The following is a 20,707-nucleotide window of genomic DNA, read 5'->3' as shown; positions in this document are numbered from 1 at the left end:
GTCTACCCTCCTGTCGCTGCGCGACATCGTCCCCGTGGAGAGCGCGCCCTCCGGGCGGCCGCGCGGGCGCGCTCATGCCAATTCCTTCAACAACGCCACCGTGGTGCCGTGCTGCAGCAAGCCATCGTACAGCGCGCGTCCCGCGCCCGTCTCGCTTTCAAACAGCAGTACTTCCTCGCCGCGGTCTTCCTGCAACCAATCGGGCCGCAGGTCCACCGATGCCAGGTTCACGTAGACCGACAGCACGGCTCCGTCGCCCAGCAGCCATTGCGCCACCGCCGCGCGCAGCCCCAGCACATGGGCGCCCAGCGAATGGGCGCCGTCCAGCCGCGGCACGATCATGCGCTGGCGCAGCTGCAGCAGCACCTGGTAGTAGTCCAGCCAGTCCGGATCCGTGGGTTCCTGGTAAGGGTCGGAACGGGCATAGGTTTCCGGGTCGTTCGGGTCCGGGATGCGGTCGCGCGTCTCGGCATGGGCGAAGGCGCGGAAATGCTCGAACTCCTTGCGCCGGCCGTCGCGCACCGCCTGCGCCAGCTGGGGATCGGTATGGCTGGTGAAGTACAGGAAAGGGGCCGTGGCCCCGCGCTCCTCGCCCATGTAGATCAAGGGAATCTGCGGCGCCAGCAGCAGCAGCGCGACCGCGGCGCGCAAAGGCCGCGTATCGTTGCGCAGCAACGTGATCAGGCGTTCGCCCATGGCCCGGTTGCCGATCTGGTCATGGTTCTGCAGGAACAGCACGAAGGAAGTAGGCGGCAGGTGCGCACTGGGTTCGCCGCGCCGTACGCCGCCGCGATGCGGGGACGCTTCTCCCTGGTAAATGAAGCCGTCCGTCAAGGCGCGCGTCAGGCGCTGCGCGGGATGCACGGCATAGTCGCCGTAATAGCCTTCGCTTTCGCCGGTCAGCAGCTGGTGCAGCACGTGGTGGCCGTCGTCGTTCCATTGCGCCTGGTAGCCGTGTTCCAGCGGATGCACCTGGTTGTCGTCGTTCTCCAGAACCAGATGCACCAGGCGGTCGGCGGGCAGGTGCGTGCGCACGAAGCCGGCCATTTCCTCCAGCCAGCCCGTATCGCGGATGGCGTGGACCGCATCCAGGCGCAGGCCGTCGAAGCGGTATTCGCTGAGCCAGTACAGCGCGTTCTCCGCGAAGAACTGGCGCACGGCGCGGCGGCGGAAATCGATGGCCACGCCCCAGGGCGTATGCAGATCGGTGCGGAAGAAGTCGCTCGCATAAGCCGACAGGTAGTTGCCGTCCGGCCCGAAGTGGTTGTAGACCACGTCCAGGAATACCATCAGGCCCAGCCCGTGCGCGGTATCGATCATGCGCTTGAGTTCGTCCGGCGTGCCATAGGCGCAGTCCGGCGCATAGGGCAGCACGCCGTCGTAGCCCCAGTTGCGCGGCCCGGGAAAGTCGGCGATGGGCATCAGTTCGATCGCGGTGACGCCCAGTTCGGCCAGCGCGGGCAGGCGCTTTTCGATGCCGGCGTAGCCGCCCGCCAGGCCGGCGTGCAGTTCGTAGAGCACCGTTTCGTGCCACGGGCGCCCACGCCAGCTGGTGTTGCACCAGGGATAGGCGTCGGGCGCGGTGACGACGCTGTCGTCGTGCACGTCGCCCGCCTGCAGGCGCGACGCCGGGTCGGGGACGCTGAGCGACGGCGATACGCGATAGCGATATCGCGTACCCGGTGGGCAAGGTGTCTGGATTTCGTGGAAGCCGTCGCTGACCGCCGTCATCGGCAGCGGATCGCGGCCGGCGATTTCCAGCGTAACGCCTTGCTCGGCGTTGGGAGCCCAGATGCGGAACCGCGTCAGCCCGCTGGGCAGGTGCCAGGCGCCGAAGCAGGGCTGGAACCCCGCGCCGGCCCCTTCGCCGGAGGGTTTCTCCGGCTCTGCGGATGGGTTAGTGCTAGTCATGCTTGCTCCCTGCTGCGGGGATACCCGCTCAATAGCGCGATCCCGTGCGCGTGCACCGTCACGTGATGGCCATGTACATTGTGTTCCGGCACTTCCGGCCGCGTGGAATCGGCCAGCATGCGCCACGTCATATCGTGGGGCAGCGCGAAGGACGCGTCGCTGTTGCTGCCGTTCATTAGGGTCAGCGTAACGTCGAGTCCGTCGCGGGTGCCCACCACCCGTCGCAAGCCCAGGGCCCGGCCTTCCGGGTCATGCCAGGCCTGTTGCGTCATGGGCCGGCCGTTGACGTCGAACCAGGTCACCCCTGCCACGCCGGGAGCTGTTTCCTGGTGGGCGTTCATGTAGCGCGTGCTGCGCAGGCTGGCGTGCTCGCGCCGGCACGCGGCGATGCGGGCGACGAAGGCGGTCAGGTCGCGGCCGTCCTGGCCGGCCGCCTGTTCCCAGTCCAGCCAGGACACGGCGTTGTCCTGGCAATAGGCGTTGTTGTTGCCGTCCTGGCTGTTGCCGAATTCGTCGCCGGCCAACAGCATGGGCGTGCCGTACGACAGCAAGGTGGTGGCCAGGAGCGCGCGCTGGATGCGCCGCCGCACATGCAGGATCTGCGGGTCATCGGTGGGCCCTTCCATCCCCCAGTTGCGGCTGCAGTTCTCGTTGTGGCCGTCCCGTCCGTCTTCCAGGTTGGCCTCGTTGTGCTTTTCGTTGTAGCTGACCACGTCGCGCACCGTGAAGCCGTCATGCGCCGCGACGAAGTTGATCGACGCCCACGGCCGCCGGTGGCGGCGGTCGAACAGGTCGCTGGAACCGGCCATGCGTTCGGCCAGATTGCCCCGCTGCCCGGCATCGCCGCGCCAGAAGCGGCGCACGGTATCGCGGAATTTGTCGTTCCATTCCGCGAAGCCGGGCGGGTGCTGGCCAAGCTGGTAGCCGTCCGGGCCGATGTCCCAGGGTTCGGAGATCAGCTTGAGCCGCGCCAGGACGGGATCCTGCAAGATCGCATCGAAAAAGCCCGATCCCGGATCGAAACCCGTGCCCTCGCGGCCCAGCGTGACGCCCAGGTCGAAGCGAAAGCCGTCCACCCGGTACGACGTGGCCCAATGCCGCAGGGAATCCAGCACCATCTGCAGCACGCGCGGATGCGACAGGTTCACCGTGTTGCCGCAGCCGGTATCGTTGATGTAGTAGCGTTCCTCGCGCGGGATCAGGCGGTAGTAGCTGGCGTTGTCCAGTCCGCGCCACGATAGGGTAGGGCCCATTTCGTTGCCTTCGCAGGTGTGGTTGTAGACCACGTCCAGGATGACCTCGATGCCTGCCGCCTGCAGCCGGCGGATGGCCATGCGCAGTTCGTTGGGGTCGCCCTGCGGCAGGTAGGCGGGTTCGGGCGCGAAGTACGACAGCGTGCTGTAGCCCCAATAGTTGCTCAGGCCTTTTTCCACCAGGAACTTGTCCTGCAGGAAGGCATGGACCGGCAGCAGTTCGACCGCCGTCACCCCTATCTTGTGCAGGTGGTCGATGAAGCGCGGATTGGACAGCGCGCTGACCGTGCCGCGCAGATGCGGCCAGATATCGTCGCGCCGCATCGATACCCCGCGCACGTGGGCCTCGTAGATGACGGTGTTTTCCCAAGGGGTATGCGGGCGGCGGCTTTCGCTCCAGTTGAAGGCTTCGTCCGTCACCACGCCCTTGGGCATGGCCGGCGCGCTGTCGCGGCGGTCCGGCATCAGGTCGCCGCGCGCATGGCCGGCCCGATAGCCGAACAACGCATCGCTCCAGCGCAGCGGGCCCAGCAGCTGGCGTGCATAGGGGTCGAGCAGCAGTTTGTGCGGGTTGAAGCGATGGCCGTTCTTGGGATCGTAGGGGCCGTAGGCGCGGTAGCCGTACACCAGGCCGGGACCGGCGTCCGGCAGATAGCCGTGCCACACTTCGTCGGTGCACTCGGGCAGCGGCATGCGGCGGATTTCCTTGCGCCCGCGGGCATCGAAGATGCACAGGTCGATACGGCTTGCATTGGCGGAGAAAACGGCGAAGTTCACACCCAGCCCGTCACTGGATGCCCCCAGGGGATAGGGCAGGCCAGGCGCGAGCCGGTCGGGAAGCGGACCAGGCATGGGCGGTCTATCCTTCGTGTTCGAATATCACCGTCGCCAAGGGGGGCAGGGTCAGGGACAGCGATTGCGGCTGTCCATGCGCGCCCACATCGTCGGTATGGCGGCCGCCGCCATTGCCGACCCCGGATCCGCCGTAGTCCGCGGCGTCGCTGTTCAGCCGCTCGCGCCACCAGCCCGGATGCGGAACGCCGATGCGATAGTCGTGGCGCGGCACCGGCGTGAAGTTGCTGACGGCCAGCACGTGCCGGTCGCCGTCCTTGCGCATGTAGGCGAAGACGCTGTTGCCGATGTCGTCGCCCACCACCCAGTTGAAACCGCTGGGATCGCCGTCGTGCCGGTGCAAGGCCGGCAGTTCGCGATACAGGCGATTCAGGTCCCGCACCAGCTGTTGCACCCCCCGGTGCAGGCCGTCGTCCAGCGCGGGCCAGTCGATGCTGGCATCGTGGTTCCATTCCCGCTCCTGGGCGATCTCGCCGCCCATGAACAACAGCTTGCGCCCGGGATGCGTCCACATGAAGCCGAAATAGGCGCGCAGGTTGGCGAAGCGCTGCCAGCGGTCCCCGGGCATCTTGTTCAGCAGTGATCCCTTCCCATGCACGACTTCGTCGTGCGACAAGGGCAGGATGAAGCGCTCGGAATAGGCGTACACCATGCCGAAGGTCATGTCGTTATGGTGATACCTGCGGTGTACGGCTTCGTGATGCATGTAGCGCAGCGTGTCGTGCATCCAGCCCATGTTCCACTTGTAGGTAAAGCCCAGGCCGCCATCTTCGGTACGCGCCGTTACGCCGGGCCAGGCGGTCGATTCCTCGGCCACCGTGACGGCGCCGGGGCACAACTTGGCGACGGTGGCGTTCATGTCGCGCAGGAATTCGACTGCCTCCAGGTTCTCGCGGCCTCCGTAGCGGTTGGGTATCCACTGGCCGGCGGTACGGCTGTAGTCGCGATACAGCATGGAGGCCACCGCGTCCACGCGCAGCGCGTCCACGTGGTAGCGGCGCACCCATTCCAGGGCGCTGGCCACCATGAAGTTCCGTACCTCGGTACGGCCCAGGTTGTAGATCAGCGTGTTCCAGTCGGGATGGAAGCCTTCGCGCGGGTCGCTGTATTCGTACAGCGCCGTCCCGTCGAACTGCACCAGGCCATGGGTGTCGGTGGGGAAGTGGGCAGGCACCCAGTCCAGGATGACCCCCAGCCCCGCCGCATGGCAGCGGTCGATGAAGCGCGCGAAGTCGGCCGGCGTGCCATAGCGGGCGGTCGGCGCGAAGACGCCCAAGGGCTGATAGCCCCAGGATCCGCCGAAGGGGTGCTCCATGATGGGCAGCAATTCCAGGTGCGTGAAGCCCATGTCTCTGGCATAGGGCACCAGGCGGTCCCCCAGCTGTTCCCAGATGCTGCCTTGGGCCTCGCCGCCGCGCGGCAGCCAGGATCCCGCATGCACCTCATAGACCGAGATCGGCGCGTCCGGCGCCTGCCGTGCCGCGCGGTTGGCCATCCATTCGCCGTCGGTCCAGGTGAAGTCGCCGGGCGGCGGGACCACCGATGCCGTGGCGGGGGGCATTTCCGTCTGGCGCGCCAAGGGGTCCGCCTTCAACGGCAGCAGCTCGCCGCTGGCGCCGATGATTTCGTACTTGTAGCGCTCGCCGGCCTGCAGCCGGGGGATGAACAATTCCCACACGCCCACGCTGTGACGCAAGCGCATGGGATGGCGGCGACCGTCCCAGGAATTGAAGTCGCCTACCACGGAGACCCGCCGCGCGTTCGGCGCCCATACCGCGAAGCGCACGCCTTGCACGCCCTGCGCGGTGGTGACATGCGATCCCAGGCAATCGGCCAAGGATTCATGGCGCCCTTCGCCGATCAGGTACAGGTCCAGGTCGCCCAGCAAGGGCCCGAAGGCGTAGGGGTCTTCCGTTTCCTGTTCCAGGCCGCCCCAGTCGACGCGCAGGCGATAGGCGCCGGGCTGGCCCACCGGCAGGTCGCCGGCCTGGACCATGTAGAAGCCGTTGCGGAGGTGTTGCAGTTCGGTGGCGCCGTCCGTGCCGGGGCGCACCAGGCTGACCCGGCGCGCGTTGGGCGCGAAGACACGGACCACCGTGCGGTCGCCGTCCCGGTGCGCGCCCAGTATGCGGAAGGGGTCGACGTGCCGGCCCGTGAGCAAGTCATCGATATCCCCGTGCAAGGCGTCGGGAGGCGTGGCGAAGGTAGAGGCGGGCGTCATAAAGCCGGTATTCCTATTCAGCGGGCCCGGAGGCGGTTTCGGTCGACAGCAGGCGGTTGGCCAGCGCGTACAGGCCGTTCAGCGGGATGCTGACCCAGTCCGGCCGATGCGCTGCCTCATAGGCGATTTCGTAGGCTGCTTTTTCGATCAGGGCCAGGTCGATCAACGCGTCTTCCTGGCTTTCGTCCATCCAGCGCGGCTCGGCGTTGCGCGCGATCTCGTGATACGCGGACAGGAAGGCTTTGTCGGCGATATCGCGGAAGCGCACGATCAGGTCGCGGCGGCGATGGCGCAACACGGTCTCGGCCGGCTGTACCTCCGTGCCGGCGGCCTCCACATCGCCAAAGCCGTTGGCAACAGTCGCGGCCGCGTAGTCGAAGGAGCGCAGCAGGCCCGCGACGTCGCGGGCCGCGCTGCTCTTGGCGCGGCGTTCTTCCAGCGTGCGTGCCGGTTCACCCTCGAAGTCGATAATGTAGGCGTCGCTTTGCGCCACCAGCACCTGGCCCAGGTGGAAGTCGCCGTGGATGCGGATATGCAGCGTGCCGATCTCATGCTGCGCCAGTGTTTTGATGGCGTCCACCAGTTCGTCGCGCTGCGCGACCAGGCCCTCCGCCTTGGTGGCGCAGGCGGATTCCAGGCGGCCGATGTTGTCCTTCAACAGCTTCAGGCCGCGGTCCAGCATCGCGATGACATCGGCGGCGCGCTTGCGGGCGTCCGCGGCGGTGGCCTTGTGCGGGGCGAACGCGGGGTCGTCGGTAGGCTGGGCCAGGGTCGCGTGCAGTTCGCCCAGACGCCGGCCGATGGCGCAGGCGAAGGCGGTGTAGCCCTTTAGGTCCTCGTCGTAGTCTTCGACGCTTTCCGCGGTCAGGGCGGCGGCCTCCAGCGTTCGCTTCAGGTATTCCAGCGTCCAGGCCCAGGCGTCGCCCTGGTTGGTGATGACGGTATGCATCAGGGCCAGCGTGTGCGGCCTGCCGTCCTCGTCGACGCGCACGATCTCGCCCAGCAGCTGCGCGCTGTTGGCGTAGCCGGCCTGCGTGAGCCGGCGCGTCATCTCGGCTTCGGGATGCACGCCGGGGACGACATGGCGGATCAGCTTGAGCATCGCCATGCCGCCGATGGTCATGGAGCTGTTGGACTGTTCGCCTGTGAACCACGTCACTTCGGCGTCCTCGGCCAGGTCCAGTTCGTCCAGCCCGGGTTCGCCACGGAAGTGCAGCACGCAGGGCGGATGGGCGCGCGGCACCGGCAATTCCAGCCGCTGCTGTAGTCCGCGCACCAGCGCGTGGACGAAAGAAGGCAGCGTATAGGCGTCGGTCAGCATCCCCATTTCGGCCGCGCGCCGCACGCGGGCCAGCGCATACTGCTGCGCCATGGGCGGCAGCGTTTCGCTCCAGATCAAGGCCACGGGCAGCAGGAAGCGGGCGGGCTTGCCGTCGAAGTCCATCTCCAGTTCGGCGATGAAGCATTCGTATTTCGTGTCCTTCAACTGCACGGCGTAGGCGGCCTGCGCGAAGTTGACCTTGCGGTCCTTGGGGAACCAGCGCTGGCGCGTCAGGTACAGCGGCAGCACGTCCTGGCGCAGCGAGCGCACCGCGCCTTCGGTCAACTCGTAGCCCGTGCGCCCGCGCAGCACCAGGGTGTAGTACTCCGGCATCTGTTCCGGATGCGTGGCGTGCCAGGACGGCGGTGCGGCCACCGCGCTCAGTTCAAACCAGTAGAAACCGTAGGGAGGCAGGGTCAGCAGATAGGGCAGTTCCCCGATGGCGGGGAAGGGCGTGCCGCCCAAGAGCTCCACCGGCACGCGCCCGTTAAGGGTGGACAGGTCCAGCTCCACGGGCTGCGGCGCGCGCGACAGGTTGGCCACGCACAGGATGGTGGTGTCTTCGTACTCGCGCAGGTAAGCCAGGATCTTGCGGTTGCCCGGGAACAGGAAGCGCAGCGTGCCGCGGCCGAAGGCGCGGGTCTGGCGGCGCGTGGCCAACATGCGGCGCGTCCAATTCAGCAGCGAATGCGGATCGCGCTGCTGCGCCTCGACATTGACGGCTTCGTAGCCGTACAGCGGTCCCATCAGCGCGGGCAGGGGTAGCCGTTCCGGATCGGCGCGCGAAAAGCCGCCGTTGCGGTCGGGCGACCATTGCATGGGCGTACGCACGCCGTCGCGGTCGCCCAGGTGCACGTTATCGCCCATGCCCAGTTCGTCGCCGTAATAGATGACCGGCGTGCCCGGCATGGAGAACAGCAGGCTGTTCATCAGCTCGATGCGGCGGCGGTCGCGTTCCATCAGCGGTGCCAGGCGGCGTCGGATGCCCAGGTTCAAGCGCGCGCGGCGATCGGCCGCGTACACGTCCCATAGGTAGTCCCGTTCGCTGCTGGTCACCATTTCCAGCGTCAGTTCATCGTGATTGCGCAGGAAGATGGCCCATTGGCAGTTGTCCGGAATATCCGGCGTCTGCCGCATGATGTCCGTGATGGGAAAGCGGTCTTCCCGCGCGATGGCCATGTACATGCGCGGCATCAGCGGGAAGTGGAAGGACATATGGCATTCATCGCCCTTGCCGAAGTATTCCTGCGCGTCCTCGGGCCACTGGTTGGCTTCGGCCAGCAGCAGGCGCCCCGAGTATTCCGCGTCCAGCTGCGCGCGGATGGTCTTGAGCACCGCGTGTGTTTCCGGCAGGTTCTCGTTGTTCGTGCCTTCGCGTTCGACCAGGTAGGGCACCGCGTCCAGGCGCAGCCCGTCCACGCCCATGTCCAGCCAATAGCGCATCACCGCCAGCACTTCCCTGAGCACCTGAGGGTTGTCGTAGTTCAGGTCGGGCTGGTGCGAATAGAAGCGATGCCAGAAGTACGCGCCAGCCACCGGGTCCCAAGTCCAGTTGGATTTTTCCGTATCCAGGAAAATGATGCGGGTGCCGGCGTAGGCCTGGTCGTTGTCCGACCATACGTAGTAATTGCGCGCGGCCGAACCGGGTTTGGCCCGCCGCGCCCGCTGGAACCACGGATGCTGATCCGACGTGTGGTTCACCACGAGTTCGGTGATGACGCGCAGGCCGCGCGCATGCGCGGCTCGGATGAACTTGCGCACGTCGGGCAGGGCGCCGTAGTCCGGATGCACGCCGCGATAGTCGGCGATGTCGTAGCCGTCGTCACGCCGCGGCGACGGGTAGAAGGGCAACAGCCAGATGGTGTTGACGCCAAGCTGCGAGATGTAGTCCAGCTTTTCGATCAGCCCGGCGAAATCGCCGACACCATCGTTGTTGGCATCGAAGAAAGACTTGATATGCAACTGATAGATGACCGCATCCTTGTACCAGAGCGGATCATCGCGGTCGGGAGTGTTGACGGTGCTGTCTTCGGCCATGGTTAGCTTCGCTTATAGGTCTCTGTTGTGTTCACGGGTATCTAGGCCATGCCCGCGACCCGCCAGATCCGGTAGGGCTGCCCCGGATGCAGATAAATGGACTGCTGCTTGCCCTGCCACGACTGGCTGCTACCGTCGATGAGATCGTCGGCATAAAGCGTGCCGTGGTCGGGCAGGCCGAATTCCCACAGGGGGATCTCCACCGTGGCCGTTTGCGGGTTGAAGGGATCCAGGCTGATCGCCACCAGCACGACGTTGTCGCGTTCGGGCGTGGCCTTGGAAAAGAACAGCACGTTGTCGTTGTACGCGGTGTGAAAGCGCAGGCCCAAATGGCTGTGCAGCGCGGGATTGGCGCGCCGTATCGCGTTCAGCAGCGTGATCTCGCGCACGATGTTGCCTGGCCTGCCGTGGTCCCAGATGCGGATCTGGTACTTTTCCGAATCCAGGTACTCTTCCTTGCCCGGCACCGGCGTCGCCTCGCACAGTTCAAAACCGTTATAGACGCCCCATAGTCCGGACAGCGTCGCGGCCAGCGCGGCGCGGATCAGGAAACCGCCGCGGCCCGACGCCTGCAGGAAGCGCGGATTGATGTCCGGCGTATTCACGAAGAAATGCGGGCGGAAGAAGTCCGCCGGCGGCGTCGCATTCAATTCGGTCAGGTATTCGGCCAGTTCGTGCTTGGCGTCGCGCCACGTGAAGTAGGTATACGACTGCGTGAAGCCGACTTTCGCCAAGCGATACATCATCTTGGGCCGCGTAAAGGCTTCGGACAGGAAAATCGTTTCCGGATGGCGGCTTTGCACATCGGCGATCATCCACTGCCAGAAGTTCAGCGGCTTGGTGTGGGGATTGTCCACACGGAAAACCCGTACGCCGTGCGCCACCCAGAACAGCACCACGTCGCGCAGTGCCCGCCACAGCGAAGCCTGCCGCGATGCGCCGGCCTGCGCGCCGTAGAAATCCACGTTGACGATGTCCTCGTACTTCTTGGGCGGATTTTCGGCGTACTTCAGCGACCCATCGGGACGCCAATCGAACCATTCCGGGTGTTCCTTCAGCCAGGGGTGGTCAGGGGAACACTGGATGGCGAAATCCAGGGCGATCTCCAGCTCGTGCTGATGCGCCGCATCGACCAGGCGCTTGAAGTCGGCCAGCGTGCCCAGCTGCGGATGCAAGGCGTCGTGGCCGCCTTCTTCCGCGCCGATGGCGTAGGGGCTGCCAGGGTCACCTGGTTCGGGACGCAGGGTATTGTTGCGCCCCTTGCGGTTGCGGCGGCCGATGGGGTGAATGGGTGGGAAGTACAGCGTGTCGAAGCCCATGCCGCGTATGCGCGGCAGTTCCCGGATCACGTCGTCGAAGGTGCCGTGGCGCCGCGGGTCGTCGGTCTGCGAGCGCGGGAATATCTCGTACCAGCTGGAGAAGCGCGCGGCGGGTCGATCCACCGTCACGCCGTACTCGACCGGCGTGGTGTGTTCGAAGGGCCGCGCGTCCGCCTGCCGCATGGCCTGGGTGGTTTCCTCGGACAGCAGGACGGCGACCTGTTCCGGCGTGGGCGAGGCGAACACCGGCGGCGGGGCGTCCGTCTTGCGGCGGCCGCGGCGGGGCTTGTTGCCTTCCGGTTCGTGGCCCAGCACCCGAAGCGCGTGCTGCAACACGGCCGCCGCGGCGGACTCGGCGGGCAGGCGTTCCAGGGCGCCCGCGATGGCCTGCCGGCCTTCGGCGGTTTCCAGGGCCAGGTCCACACCGGCCTGGTGTTTCTTGGTATAGCCCTCGGTAAAGGAATGCCAGGTATCGGCCCAGGCCTGGATCACGAAATAATGGCGGCCGTTGCGACGCGGCACGAAGCGTCCCTCCCAGCGGTCGTTGTTCAGCAGGGCCATGGGCTCGCGCCGCCATTCCCGTTCGTCGGCGGCCCGCCAGAGCAGGGCCACGGCGATATGGTCATGGCCGTCCATGAATACATCGGCCTGCACGGACACGGGCTCGTCGACCACGCGCTTGACGGGAAACGCACCGTCGTCCACCGTGGGGGTGACGCGCTCGATGGCCACGCGCGGCGCCCGCATGGCTGCCGTGACGGAAGTGCGCCCCTCGTCGGAGGCGGGCACGCGCACGGGCGCCAGGCGGCTTGCGCCCAGGCGCACGACGGCACCTGGGCCCAGGCGATCGGGCAGCTCCTGCGCCGGCTGGTCGGCCTCCCAGGTATCGAGCCGTGCGTAGTTGTCCGGCAGCCGGCTGTTCAGCATCTCCCAATCGATGGGGGCGTCGCGGTGATCGTCAGGGTTCAGCACTACCAATCGGGCCGGCGCGCGGCTGTTGCCCGTCAGTGCGTAGGGACGGCCATCACCCCGGAACAGCGCGGTCACCGGCGACAGCGGTCCCAGCAGGCTGTGCAGCGGGCCGGCAGCCTCGCCGGTGCGCACCAGCCATTGGTTCACGCAGGCGACGTCGCCGTGCAGGGGCGGGTGTACGGATTCCATTTGCGGGGAGTCGCTATCGCGTCTTTTGCCGGACCGGCCAGGAGCTTCGCCTTCCTGGACCGCGGCGCCGCCATACCAGCCATCCACGTCGGCGTTCCCCCCATGCAGTTCGAGCGGCTCCACGGCGCCGTCCTCGAAGCCCATGGGCACGAGTATCCCGCCGTCGCCGACGACCGCGGCCGTCCAGACGGCGCGCGTGGCGTTCAGGTAGCGCCCTGTGCTGTCACCGTGCCATGCAGCCACGCGCCTGGCGTAAGGGGCTTCCGCCGCGGCGATCACCGGCGCGACCGCCCGCAGCCGCGCATACTCTTCCACCAGCCATGGCCCGCGGTAGTCCCACCACGGCAGCGACGAGAACACGCCGTCGAAACCGGCGCCTCCCAAGGCAACCACCTGGGCGGGATCCAGCCCAGGCGTCCATGCCAGGAAGCGGCAATCGGGGCGCACCGCGCGTACCCCTTCCATCAGGTCGCGCCATTCGGCCGCGTCCAGGCGGTGCGGCGACATGCAGCGGAAACCGGCCACGCCGTTCTGCACCCACAGCCCCAGGCGTTCCACCCAGTCCGCGACCAGGCCCTCCGGCGCGCGGCCGTCATCGCGGCGCAAGGGCAGGGCATGCCGGTCTTCCAGCGGCTTGCGCGGGTCGCGCAGCGCATCGACGCCCTCCGGGGCGGCATACCAATCCGGATGGGCCTGCGCCATCGGGCCGTTCGCCGCCACGCGGTCCACCACCAGGTCCACCATCAGTGCAAGGCGGTGTTTGCCGCACAGGCTGGACAAGGTGGCCAAGGCTTCATCCAGCGCCAGTTCGCCCAGTGCCGGGTTCAGGCGCCCAGGATCCGCGGGGACGTAAGGGTTGCCGGCCGGATCGGGCGCCCAGGGGGGCGCGATCATCACCGTATCGAAGCCCAGCGCCCTGGCGCGCGCGCAGATGGCCGGCCAGCGCCCGGCGGCATGGTTGGACAGAGGGCCGGCGAGCACGGGATGGACGTAATAGATGCGCATTGATGGGGCTCGTTGGATGTCTTGTTGAACGGTACGTGCAGCGGAATGCCACGAAACCGGGTCCGCTTCGCAAGTGCGAGGCCCAGCGGGGCGGGCGCCCGACGGCCGGGCGGACACGGGCGCGCGCCCCGCAGGCGGCACGCGATCGGCACATCATGGCGCGGCCGGCGGGTTGAGCCGCCGGCCGATTTCGCCCTGCGTCGGATGCCTGTCAGGCGGCGCCCGCGCTCAGGACACTGGATGCCGACTCCTTGCCGGTGCGCGATCCCACCAGCGGCCGCGCCGCGGCGGTAACGTGGTCGAGCAGGGACGGGCGCGCGGGTGCGGCCACGGGGGCCTGTTGCAGGGCTTCGTCGGGGATCAGCGACCGGTACAGACTGTCGTAGGCAGGTACGGCCCTGGCCCAGCTGAAGTCCGCCGTCATGGCGCGATGGCGCATCGCCTGCCAGACCTGGGGCCGTCGGTACAGGCTCATGGCGCGGCAGATCGCCCCGACCATGGTGTCGACCGTTTCGCCGTCGAACAGCACGCCGGTGGCGTTGCGCATGGCGTCGCGTCCGGCCCGTATGCCGGGATCCGTGATGGTGTCGGCCATGCCGCCGACCCGGGAGCCGATCGGGATCGTGCCGTAGCGCATCGCATACAGCGGCGTCAGCCCGAAGGGCTCGAAGCGGCTGCCATGCAGCAGCATGTCGCCGCCCCCGTGCAGCATATGGGCGGTGACCTCGTCGAAGCCGATCCGCGCGGCGCAGCGGCCCGGATAGCAGCGCTGCAATTGCCTGAGCGCGGCCTCGATCCACTTGTCGCCCTGGCCCAGCACGGCGACCTGCAGGTCCGGATAGTCGTCCAGCACGCGCGGGATCGCCTGGACCGCCAGGTCGGCCATTTTCTGGCTGGTCAGCCGGCTGCCCATGACCAGCACGGGGGCGCGCGGGTTTTCCGTCAGGCCGAAATGCCGCTGCAGGCGCTGCTTGCAGAGCGGCTTGTTTTCCATATTGCCCGCGCTGAAGGCGTAGCCGCCCAGGTGGGCATCGGCGGCCGGGTTCCATTCGTCCGGGTCGATGCCGTTGGGCACCGCGAGCAGATCGTGCAGGCGCGTGGCGAGCACGCCTTCCAGGCCGCAGCCGAAGCGCTCGGTCAGGATCTCGCGCGCGTAGGTATGGCTGACGGTGGTGATGCGGTCCGCATGGCGCAGGCCGGCCTTCATGAAGCTGAGCTGGCCCCAGTATTCGATGCCCTCGACGTTCAGATGGCGCGGATGCACGCCGATCGAAGCCGCCGTTTCCATCGGGAAGACGCCTTGGAAGGCCATGTTGTGCACGGTCAGTACGGTGCGCACATTGACGCCCTTTTCGCGCACCAGCAAAGGCACCAGTCCGGTGTGCCAGTCATGGGCATGCACGATATCGGGGCGCGGAAGGCGCGTCGCGCCGGCGGCCACGCGCGCCGCGGCGTGCGACAGGGCGGCAAAGCGGATGGCGTTGTCCTGATATTCGCGGCCGTCGGCGTCGGCGTACAGGGCATCGCGGTCGTACAGCTTATCGTTCTGCAGCAGCAGGACCGGTACGCCGCCCAGCGCCGGGCAGACACCGTGCAGCAGCCGCGCCTCGCCGCCGGGCAGGCGGCGCAGGCGAGCGATCTCGCGTACCTGCGTCAGCTTGTCGATGGTGCCGCGATAGGCGGGCAGCATCAGGGTGATGGCGGTGCCGCTTTCATGCAGGGCGCGCGCCATGCCGCTGACGGCGTCACCCAAGCCCCCCGTCTTTGCCAGGGGAAACGCTTCCGACGTAACAGCCAGGATCTTTAGCGACACGATACCAACTCCAATGAAAGCGCGTCCGGAAAAAGGAGGACGCGCCAGGGGCGAGAAAAGCTCGGAGGCCGGACGGCGGCGGCGGGGTAACGTTTGCTACTGTCTCTCGCGTAGGAAATGACACGCAAAGTAATTTCTATACGCGAGGCTTTGCTGCTAACCGCAACCGGCCGTCATCCGGTTGGTCTAGTCTTGGCAAGCAGCGTGCCCGAGGAATTGGATACGGTCAGGAACAGCTATTTTGCGCATGGAAGCGCTGTCGTGATGTATGGATTGGTAACCCGCGCGGCGCGTCGCGGCTTACCGCTTGCTGTCTCCGCATTTTCCGCCTGCAGGCCGCCGTTGCGGTTTGCGTTTGATCAATTCCGCCGTCCACGCCGATCCCCCGGAACCGCCTGATCATGCTCGCGGTTGACGGGGATAAGGCAAGACGGGTCAACTTGATTCCCGATCCTGCAAGCGTGCCCTGGCGTCGCTGCTGAAGCATTCATGGACCTCATCGTTTCGCGCCCCGAGGGCTTGTACTGTCCACCCGGCGATTTCTATATCGACCCATGGCGACCGGTGGACCGGGCGGTCGTCACGCATGCCCACTCCGACCATTTACGTTTCGGCCATCGCCATTACCTGGCCGCGGCGCCCGGCGCCGCCGTGCTGCGCGCGCGTGTGGGCGACGTGGACCTGGATGCCGTGCCCTATGGCGAATCGCGCGTGCACAACGGGGTGCGCCTGAGCCTGCACCCGGCGGGCCATGTACTGGGCTCGGCGCAGGTGCGGCTGGAATATGGCGGCCAGGTCTGGGTCGCTTCCGGCGACTACAAGCTGCAGGCGGACGGCACGTGCGAGCCATTTGAGCCCGTACCGTGTGACGTCTTTATTACCGAGTCCACCTTTGGGCTACCTATTTACAGATGGGACGAGGTCGAGGCCGTGCGCGCGGATATCAACGCCTGGTGGGCTGCCAACGCGGCGCAGGGGCGGCCTTCGGTCCTGTACTGCTATGCCTTCGGCAAGGCCCAGCGCATCCTGCACGGCCTGGACGCCTCGATCGGCCCCATCGTGGCGCATGGCGCGGTTGAAACGCTCAACCGCGTCTATCGGGCATCGGGCGTGGTCTTGCCGCCTACCGTCACGGCGGCCGGCGCCGGCGATGCCGAGGATCTGCGGCGCGCCCTGGTCCTGGCGCCCCCGTCGGCGCGCGGCACGCCCTGGACGCGCCGCTTCGGCGATCATGCCGACGCCTTCGCCAGCGGCTGGATGCGCTTGCGCGGCGCGCGGCGCCGACGCGGGGTCGACCGCGGCTTCGTGATGTCGGACCATGCGGATTGGCCGGGTCTGGCGCGGGCCATCGCGGCCACCGGCGCGCAGCGGGTGATCGTGACGCACGGCAGCGTCGCCGTGCTGGTGCGCTGGCTTAGCGAACAGGGCCTTAGCGCGGAAGCCTTCAGTACCGAATACGGGGCGGAGGAGGACGAGGGCGGGTCGGATGCCAACCCACGAGCCGAGGAAAAGGGCGGTGCTGGAGAAGAGGGTAGTGCTGAAGGAGGAGGCAGCGCCGAAGGAGAGGCCAGCACCGAAGGAGAGGGCGGCACCGAAAAAGAAGGCAGCGCCGAAGAAGACGGAGGCGCCACGTCGTGAAAGCCTTCGCCGATCTCTATACGCGCCTGGACGCCACCACCTCCAGCAACGGCAAGCTGGCCGCCATGCGAGATTATTTCCGCGAGGCGCCGCCGGAGGACGGCGCGTGGGCGGCGTATTTCCTGGCCGGCGGCAAGCCGCGCCAGCTGGTGCCGACGAAGGTGCTGCGCCAGTTCATCACCGAGGCGGCCGGCGTCCCGGAGTGGCTGTTCGAAGAGAGCTACCAGGCGGTAGGCGATCTGGCCGAGACGCTCTCGCTGCTGCTGCCGGACCCGGGCGTATCCGATACGGCCGGCCTGGCGGAATGGGTGGAGCAAAGGCTGCTGCCGCTGCGCGGCCTGCCGCCCGCCGAAATCCTGTACCGCCTGAAAGACCTGTTCGGCCGCCTGGACCAGCACGGACGTTTCGTTTGCGCCAAGCTGATGACGGGCGCCATGCGGGTCGGCGTCTCGAAACTGCTGCTGACCCGTGCGCTGGCCGACGTCGCCGGAGTGGAAACCCGCCATATGGCGCAACGGCTGATCGGCTACACCGACATCGGTGCGCGGCCGCAGGCCGATGTGTTCGCGCGGCTGCTCGAACCCGTTACGCATGAAGGCCAGGCCCGCGTGGACGGCCACCCCTATCCCTTCTTCCTGGCGCATCCGCTGAACACCGATGTCGCCGCCTTCGACGATCTGCTGGGCCCGCCGGCGCGCTGGCAGATCGAATGGAAATGGGACGGCATCCGCGCCCAGCTGGTGCGCCGCGCCGAACAGACCTGGGTCTGGTCGCGCGGCGAAGAGCTGGTCACCGAGCGCTTTCCCGAATTGATGCGCCTGGGCAATCGATTGCCCGAAGGCACCGTGCTGGATGGCGAAATCGTCGTTTGGCGCGAGGACCGGGTGCAGCCTTTCGCCCACTTGCAGCAGCGGCTGGGCCGCAAGACCGTCGGCGCCAAGCTGCTGGCCGACGCGCCCGTGGTGTTGTTGGCCTATGACCTGCTCGAACTCGACGGCGAAGACTGGCGTGGCCGGCCGCAAGGCGAACGGCGGGCCGCGCTCGAACGCCTGGCGGCCGGCATCCAGGACCAGGCGCTGGTGCTGTCGCCCCTGGTGCAAGGCAAGGATTGGCCGGACCTGGCGCGGCAGCGGGAAGCCTCGCGCGCGCTGGGCGTGGAAGGAATGATGTTGAAGGCGGTCGACGCCCATTACGGCGTCGGCCGCACCAAGGAAAGCGGCGTGTGGTGGAAGTGGAAAGTCGATCCGTATTCGGTCGACGCGGTATTGATCTATGCCCAGCGCGGCCACGGACGCCGCGCCAGCCTCTACACCGACTACACCTTCGCGGTGTGGGACGCGCCGCCGGGCGCGCCGGAACGCCGGCTGGTGCCTTTCGCCAAGGCCTATTCAGGCTTGACGGACGAGGAGATCCGCCAGATGGACGCGATCGTCCGCAAAACCACCATTGAGAAATTCGGCCCGGTACGCAGCCTGGAACCGACACAGGTATTCGAGCTGGGCTTCGAGGGCATCGCCCGCAGCGCGCGCCACAAGAGCGGCATCGCCGTACGGTTCCCGCGCATGCTGCGCTGGCGTCATGACAAGGCGCCGGAGGATGCGGATACGCTGGAGACCTTGGCTGCGCTGTTGCCGGATGCGGTGGATGTGAGGCGGGACGATCGGCACGGCATGACAGCAAAAACAGGGGAGCCAAGCGGAGAGGCTTCCGCGGCACAGGAACCGGCAAAGGGATAGGTCTACCAAGCTGCTTCCTCGCCCCATGGCGATACCCATCCCTACAGGTTCCAGGAATGCAGCTGACCTCCACTTCAGGCTATATGCCGTCCGCGTTCGGCATTGCGAGCGCTTTGCCCACCGATACCCTCCACCGGGTGCGCCGCGATGGCGCCGACCCAAGCCATCGCGATACCGCGGCTGCCCCGCGAGGCGACGCAGCCGGTACGCCGCAACATGAATTCGCCGCCAGGCTAGCCGACGTACCGTTGACCGGCGGGCCCTTGCGGTCCTCCGCGAGCCTGTTCGACGGCACGGAGGACGAGGACAGCAGCCCCATGGACTGGGGCGTACCGCCGCCGCCGCGCATACGCATCGCGTGGATGCACGAAGACGACAGGGCCCGGACCACCATATCGGATGTCGAAAAACTGGTGCGATTCGAGGGGCCCTATGCCGAAGCGTTGTGCATCCGCCAGGTGATGGGCATATGGCAAACGGACGGGCCTAACAGCTTCGCGCGCCCAGATCGACGTGAAAGGCAACACAACCTTGGTGGGGAGTGTCATCGCAAGTAGCGATCAAGCTATCGCTAATGGGCTGAATCAGCTCAGCACGGGGACACTCGTCACTCAGGAAATCAAGAACACCGGAAGCTATAACGGCTACCAAATCGGAGTGAGCGGCGGGTATTCCTGGGGCGGCGCGCAGCAAACCAACAGCGCTGGCGCGACCCAGCCGACTAGCGGCGGTGCGTCAGCGCTGCCCCCAACGTGGGCAGTGGCATTCGGAAGCGACAAGTCCACAACGCACAGCGCAATAAGCGGGGCCGATATCGTTATCCGCAACGCGGATGGCCAACTGGCGCTTACCGGAAAAACCGTTGCCGAAACCATCGCTTCATTGAGCCATGACACAACGGGCGCGTTGAACAGCCTGAGCCCTATCTTCGATAAAGAGAAGATACAGGCGGGCTTCGGAATAGTCACGACGGCACAGCAGCAGGCGGCCACCTTCTTTTCATATCGCCAGAAGGACATCGCGGATCTGCTAAAGACAGCCTCGGACAAGAATGCATCACCCGCGGAACAACAGGCGGCATTGCAGCAGGCCATTGAGCTCCAGAACGAATGGGGGGCAGGTGGCAAATACCGCGTCATATTGAACGCGGTTCTGGCGGGGACCGCGGGCAACGTAAGCGGCGGCGTCGGCCAGATGCTGCAGGCGGGTGCTGTTAATTACTTTCAGTCGCTGAGCGCTAGTGAAGTCAAGAAGATCGCCGACGCGTTGGGCAAAGATGCTGACGTGGCGTCCGGATCGACGTCTTCTACGAATCCAAGCGCGGAAGCCGCGCGTGCCGCATTGCACGCGATCGTGGGCTGCGCGGGCGCTGCTGCGAGCAGTGCAGCGTGTAGCGCCGGAGCCCTAGGCGCCGCCGCAGGGTCGGTCATCAACTCGCTGTTGGGTGGTGATCCGAAAGGCATGTCCCCACAGGAGCAGGAGGATCGACGGAATCTGGTCGCCTCAATGGTGGAAGGCATCGCGACGATCGCCGGCAGGAACATCGCGGCAGCGACGTCCTCGGCAATCACGGAGACCGAAAACAACTATCTCATGCCCACTGAGATTAAAGAGTATGTCGCTGCCGAAGACAAACTGGGGAACTGCAAGGACTCGCAGTGCGAGCGGGATGCCAAGGCTGACATAGCGAGACTTGAAAAGCTTAGTTATGACCGCGATACGGCGGCAACGGAGCAGTGTACAGGCAAGACTTCGTGTGCCAAGGAGATAAAGGATATCGCCGAGGACATTGCCGCGCTAGAGACCTTCGCTCAAACTGCTACGGGCAGGGAAGCAAAAATTGTAGCTGTACAGCTCGCTGCCGCACGTAAGACCTACAACGACCTGCTGTCTTATGTAGAGCAGAATGCGGCAAACGACCTAGGTCCGGGCTTCCAGGACGTCTCAGACGAGCAACTGATTTCAGGTGGGTATTTAACCGCATCGCAAGTGGCCGATTTAAGGAAAAGCGAGGTCACTAGGAAGGAAAATTACATCGCTAGCCTGACTGACCTCCTTATCATCCTAGCAACTGAAGGAGTGGGGCGCGGGGTTACGAAGGCAAGAGGAGAAATTTCGAGCGTTAAGCAGGCTGTAACAAACGCCTCGTCCGAGTCGGCCATCTTGAACGACGGCCCGCACGTAACATGGAAGGACATCACAGTGGGATCTAGCGTTACGAATACGGAGATCAATCTCACTAGGGTTGAGTTTGAACAAGGCTTACTGGACGCCGGTTTTACTGCTCGAAAACTTGGCGGGCCGAAAGACGTCACTTTGTTTACCAAGGGTGATAAGCGGTATTCGGTTCGAAATGATGCGAACTCTACCAACGGCCCGTCTGCTGACTATCGGGTCGGCGATGAATTGATCGGTAAAATTAGATTAATGGACAAGTAAA

10 protein-coding genes are annotated in these 20,707 nt (G+C 66.2%); 4 read left to right on the top strand and 6 right to left on the bottom strand.

Translation table 11 applies throughout. The features are described from left to right. Window positions 1-72: 72 nt before the first annotated feature. The 6 genes from treZ to glgA all read right to left on the bottom strand — a co-directional run bounded on the left by treZ (window position 73) and on the right by glgA (window position 14,896). On the bottom strand, window positions 73-1,911 hold the full coding sequence (gene treZ, locus AKI39_RS14735; RefSeq protein ID WP_083228861.1) for a malto-oligosyltrehalose trehalohydrolase: 1,839 nt from the start codon (window positions 1,909-1,911) through the stop codon (window positions 73-75). Next, window positions 1,908-4,016, bottom strand: coding sequence for a glycogen debranching protein GlgX (glgX, locus tag AKI39_RS14730; protein WP_066637434.1), 2,109 nt, complete (start codon window positions 4,014-4,016; stop codon window positions 1,908-1,910). The genes treZ and glgX overlap by 4 nt, the downstream gene beginning before the upstream one ends. 7 nt (window positions 4,017-4,023) lie before the next feature. Next, the gene (glgB, locus tag AKI39_RS14725) at window positions 4,024-6,237 is read right to left on the bottom strand and encodes a 1,4-alpha-glucan branching protein GlgB (protein WP_066637432.1); all 2,214 of its coding nucleotides are present in this window, start codon (window positions 6,235-6,237) and stop codon (window positions 4,024-4,026) included. A 13-nt stretch (window positions 6,238-6,250) separates the two neighbouring features. Further along, window positions 6,251-9,595 (bottom strand): maltose alpha-D-glucosyltransferase, encoded by a 3,345-nt coding sequence (treS, locus tag AKI39_RS14720; protein WP_066637430.1) that lies wholly within the window; start codon window positions 9,593-9,595, stop codon window positions 6,251-6,253. A gap of 41 nt (window positions 9,596-9,636) precedes the next feature. Beyond that, window positions 9,637-13,080 carry a maltotransferase domain-containing protein gene (locus tag AKI39_RS14715; RefSeq protein WP_066637428.1) on the bottom strand — a complete coding sequence of 1,148 codons (3,444 nt, stop codon included), beginning with the start codon at window positions 13,078-13,080 and terminating at the stop codon, window positions 9,637-9,639. Between the two features lie 211 nt (window positions 13,081-13,291). After that, entirely contained in the window at window positions 13,292-14,896 is a 1,605-nt protein-coding gene (gene glgA / locus AKI39_RS14710; protein ID WP_443103627.1) for a glycogen synthase GlgA, read from the bottom strand. Window positions 14,897-15,382: 486 nt separating this feature from the next. Between glgA and AKI39_RS14705 the strand changes: the two genes are divergently transcribed. From AKI39_RS14705 to AKI39_RS14690, 4 genes are read left to right on the top strand one after another with little or no spacing between them, the layout of a single operon-like run. Then, window positions 15,383-16,531 (top strand): ligase-associated DNA damage response exonuclease, encoded by a 1,149-nt coding sequence (locus AKI39_RS14705; RefSeq protein WP_076879708.1) that lies wholly within the window; start codon window positions 15,383-15,385, stop codon window positions 16,529-16,531. After that, window positions 16,528-18,267 carry an ATP-dependent DNA ligase gene (locus tag AKI39_RS14700; protein ID WP_083228859.1) on the top strand — a complete coding sequence of 580 codons (1,740 nt, stop codon included), beginning with the start codon at window positions 16,528-16,530 and terminating at the stop codon, window positions 18,265-18,267. Before AKI39_RS14705 ends, AKI39_RS14700 begins: the two co-directional genes overlap by 4 nt. A 56-nt stretch (window positions 18,268-18,323) precedes the next feature. Then, entirely contained in the window at window positions 18,324-18,824 is a 501-nt protein-coding gene (locus AKI39_RS14695; protein ID WP_145925285.1) for a hypothetical protein, read from the top strand. Then, the gene (locus AKI39_RS14690; RefSeq protein ID WP_145925284.1) at window positions 18,781-20,706 is read left to right on the top strand and encodes a hypothetical protein; all 1,926 of its coding nucleotides are present in this window, start codon (window positions 18,781-18,783) and stop codon (window positions 20,704-20,706) included. The genes AKI39_RS14695 and AKI39_RS14690 overlap by 44 nt, the downstream gene beginning before the upstream one ends. Window position 20,707: the final 1 nt, after the last annotated feature.

The organism is Bordetella sp. H567, assembly GCF_001704295.1.
GTDB lineage: Bacteria > Pseudomonadota > Gammaproteobacteria > Burkholderiales > Burkholderiaceae_B > Bordetella_C.
The sequence above is the reverse complement of the archived record's forward strand: the minus strand, read 5'-3'. Positions and strand labels throughout refer to the sequence as shown.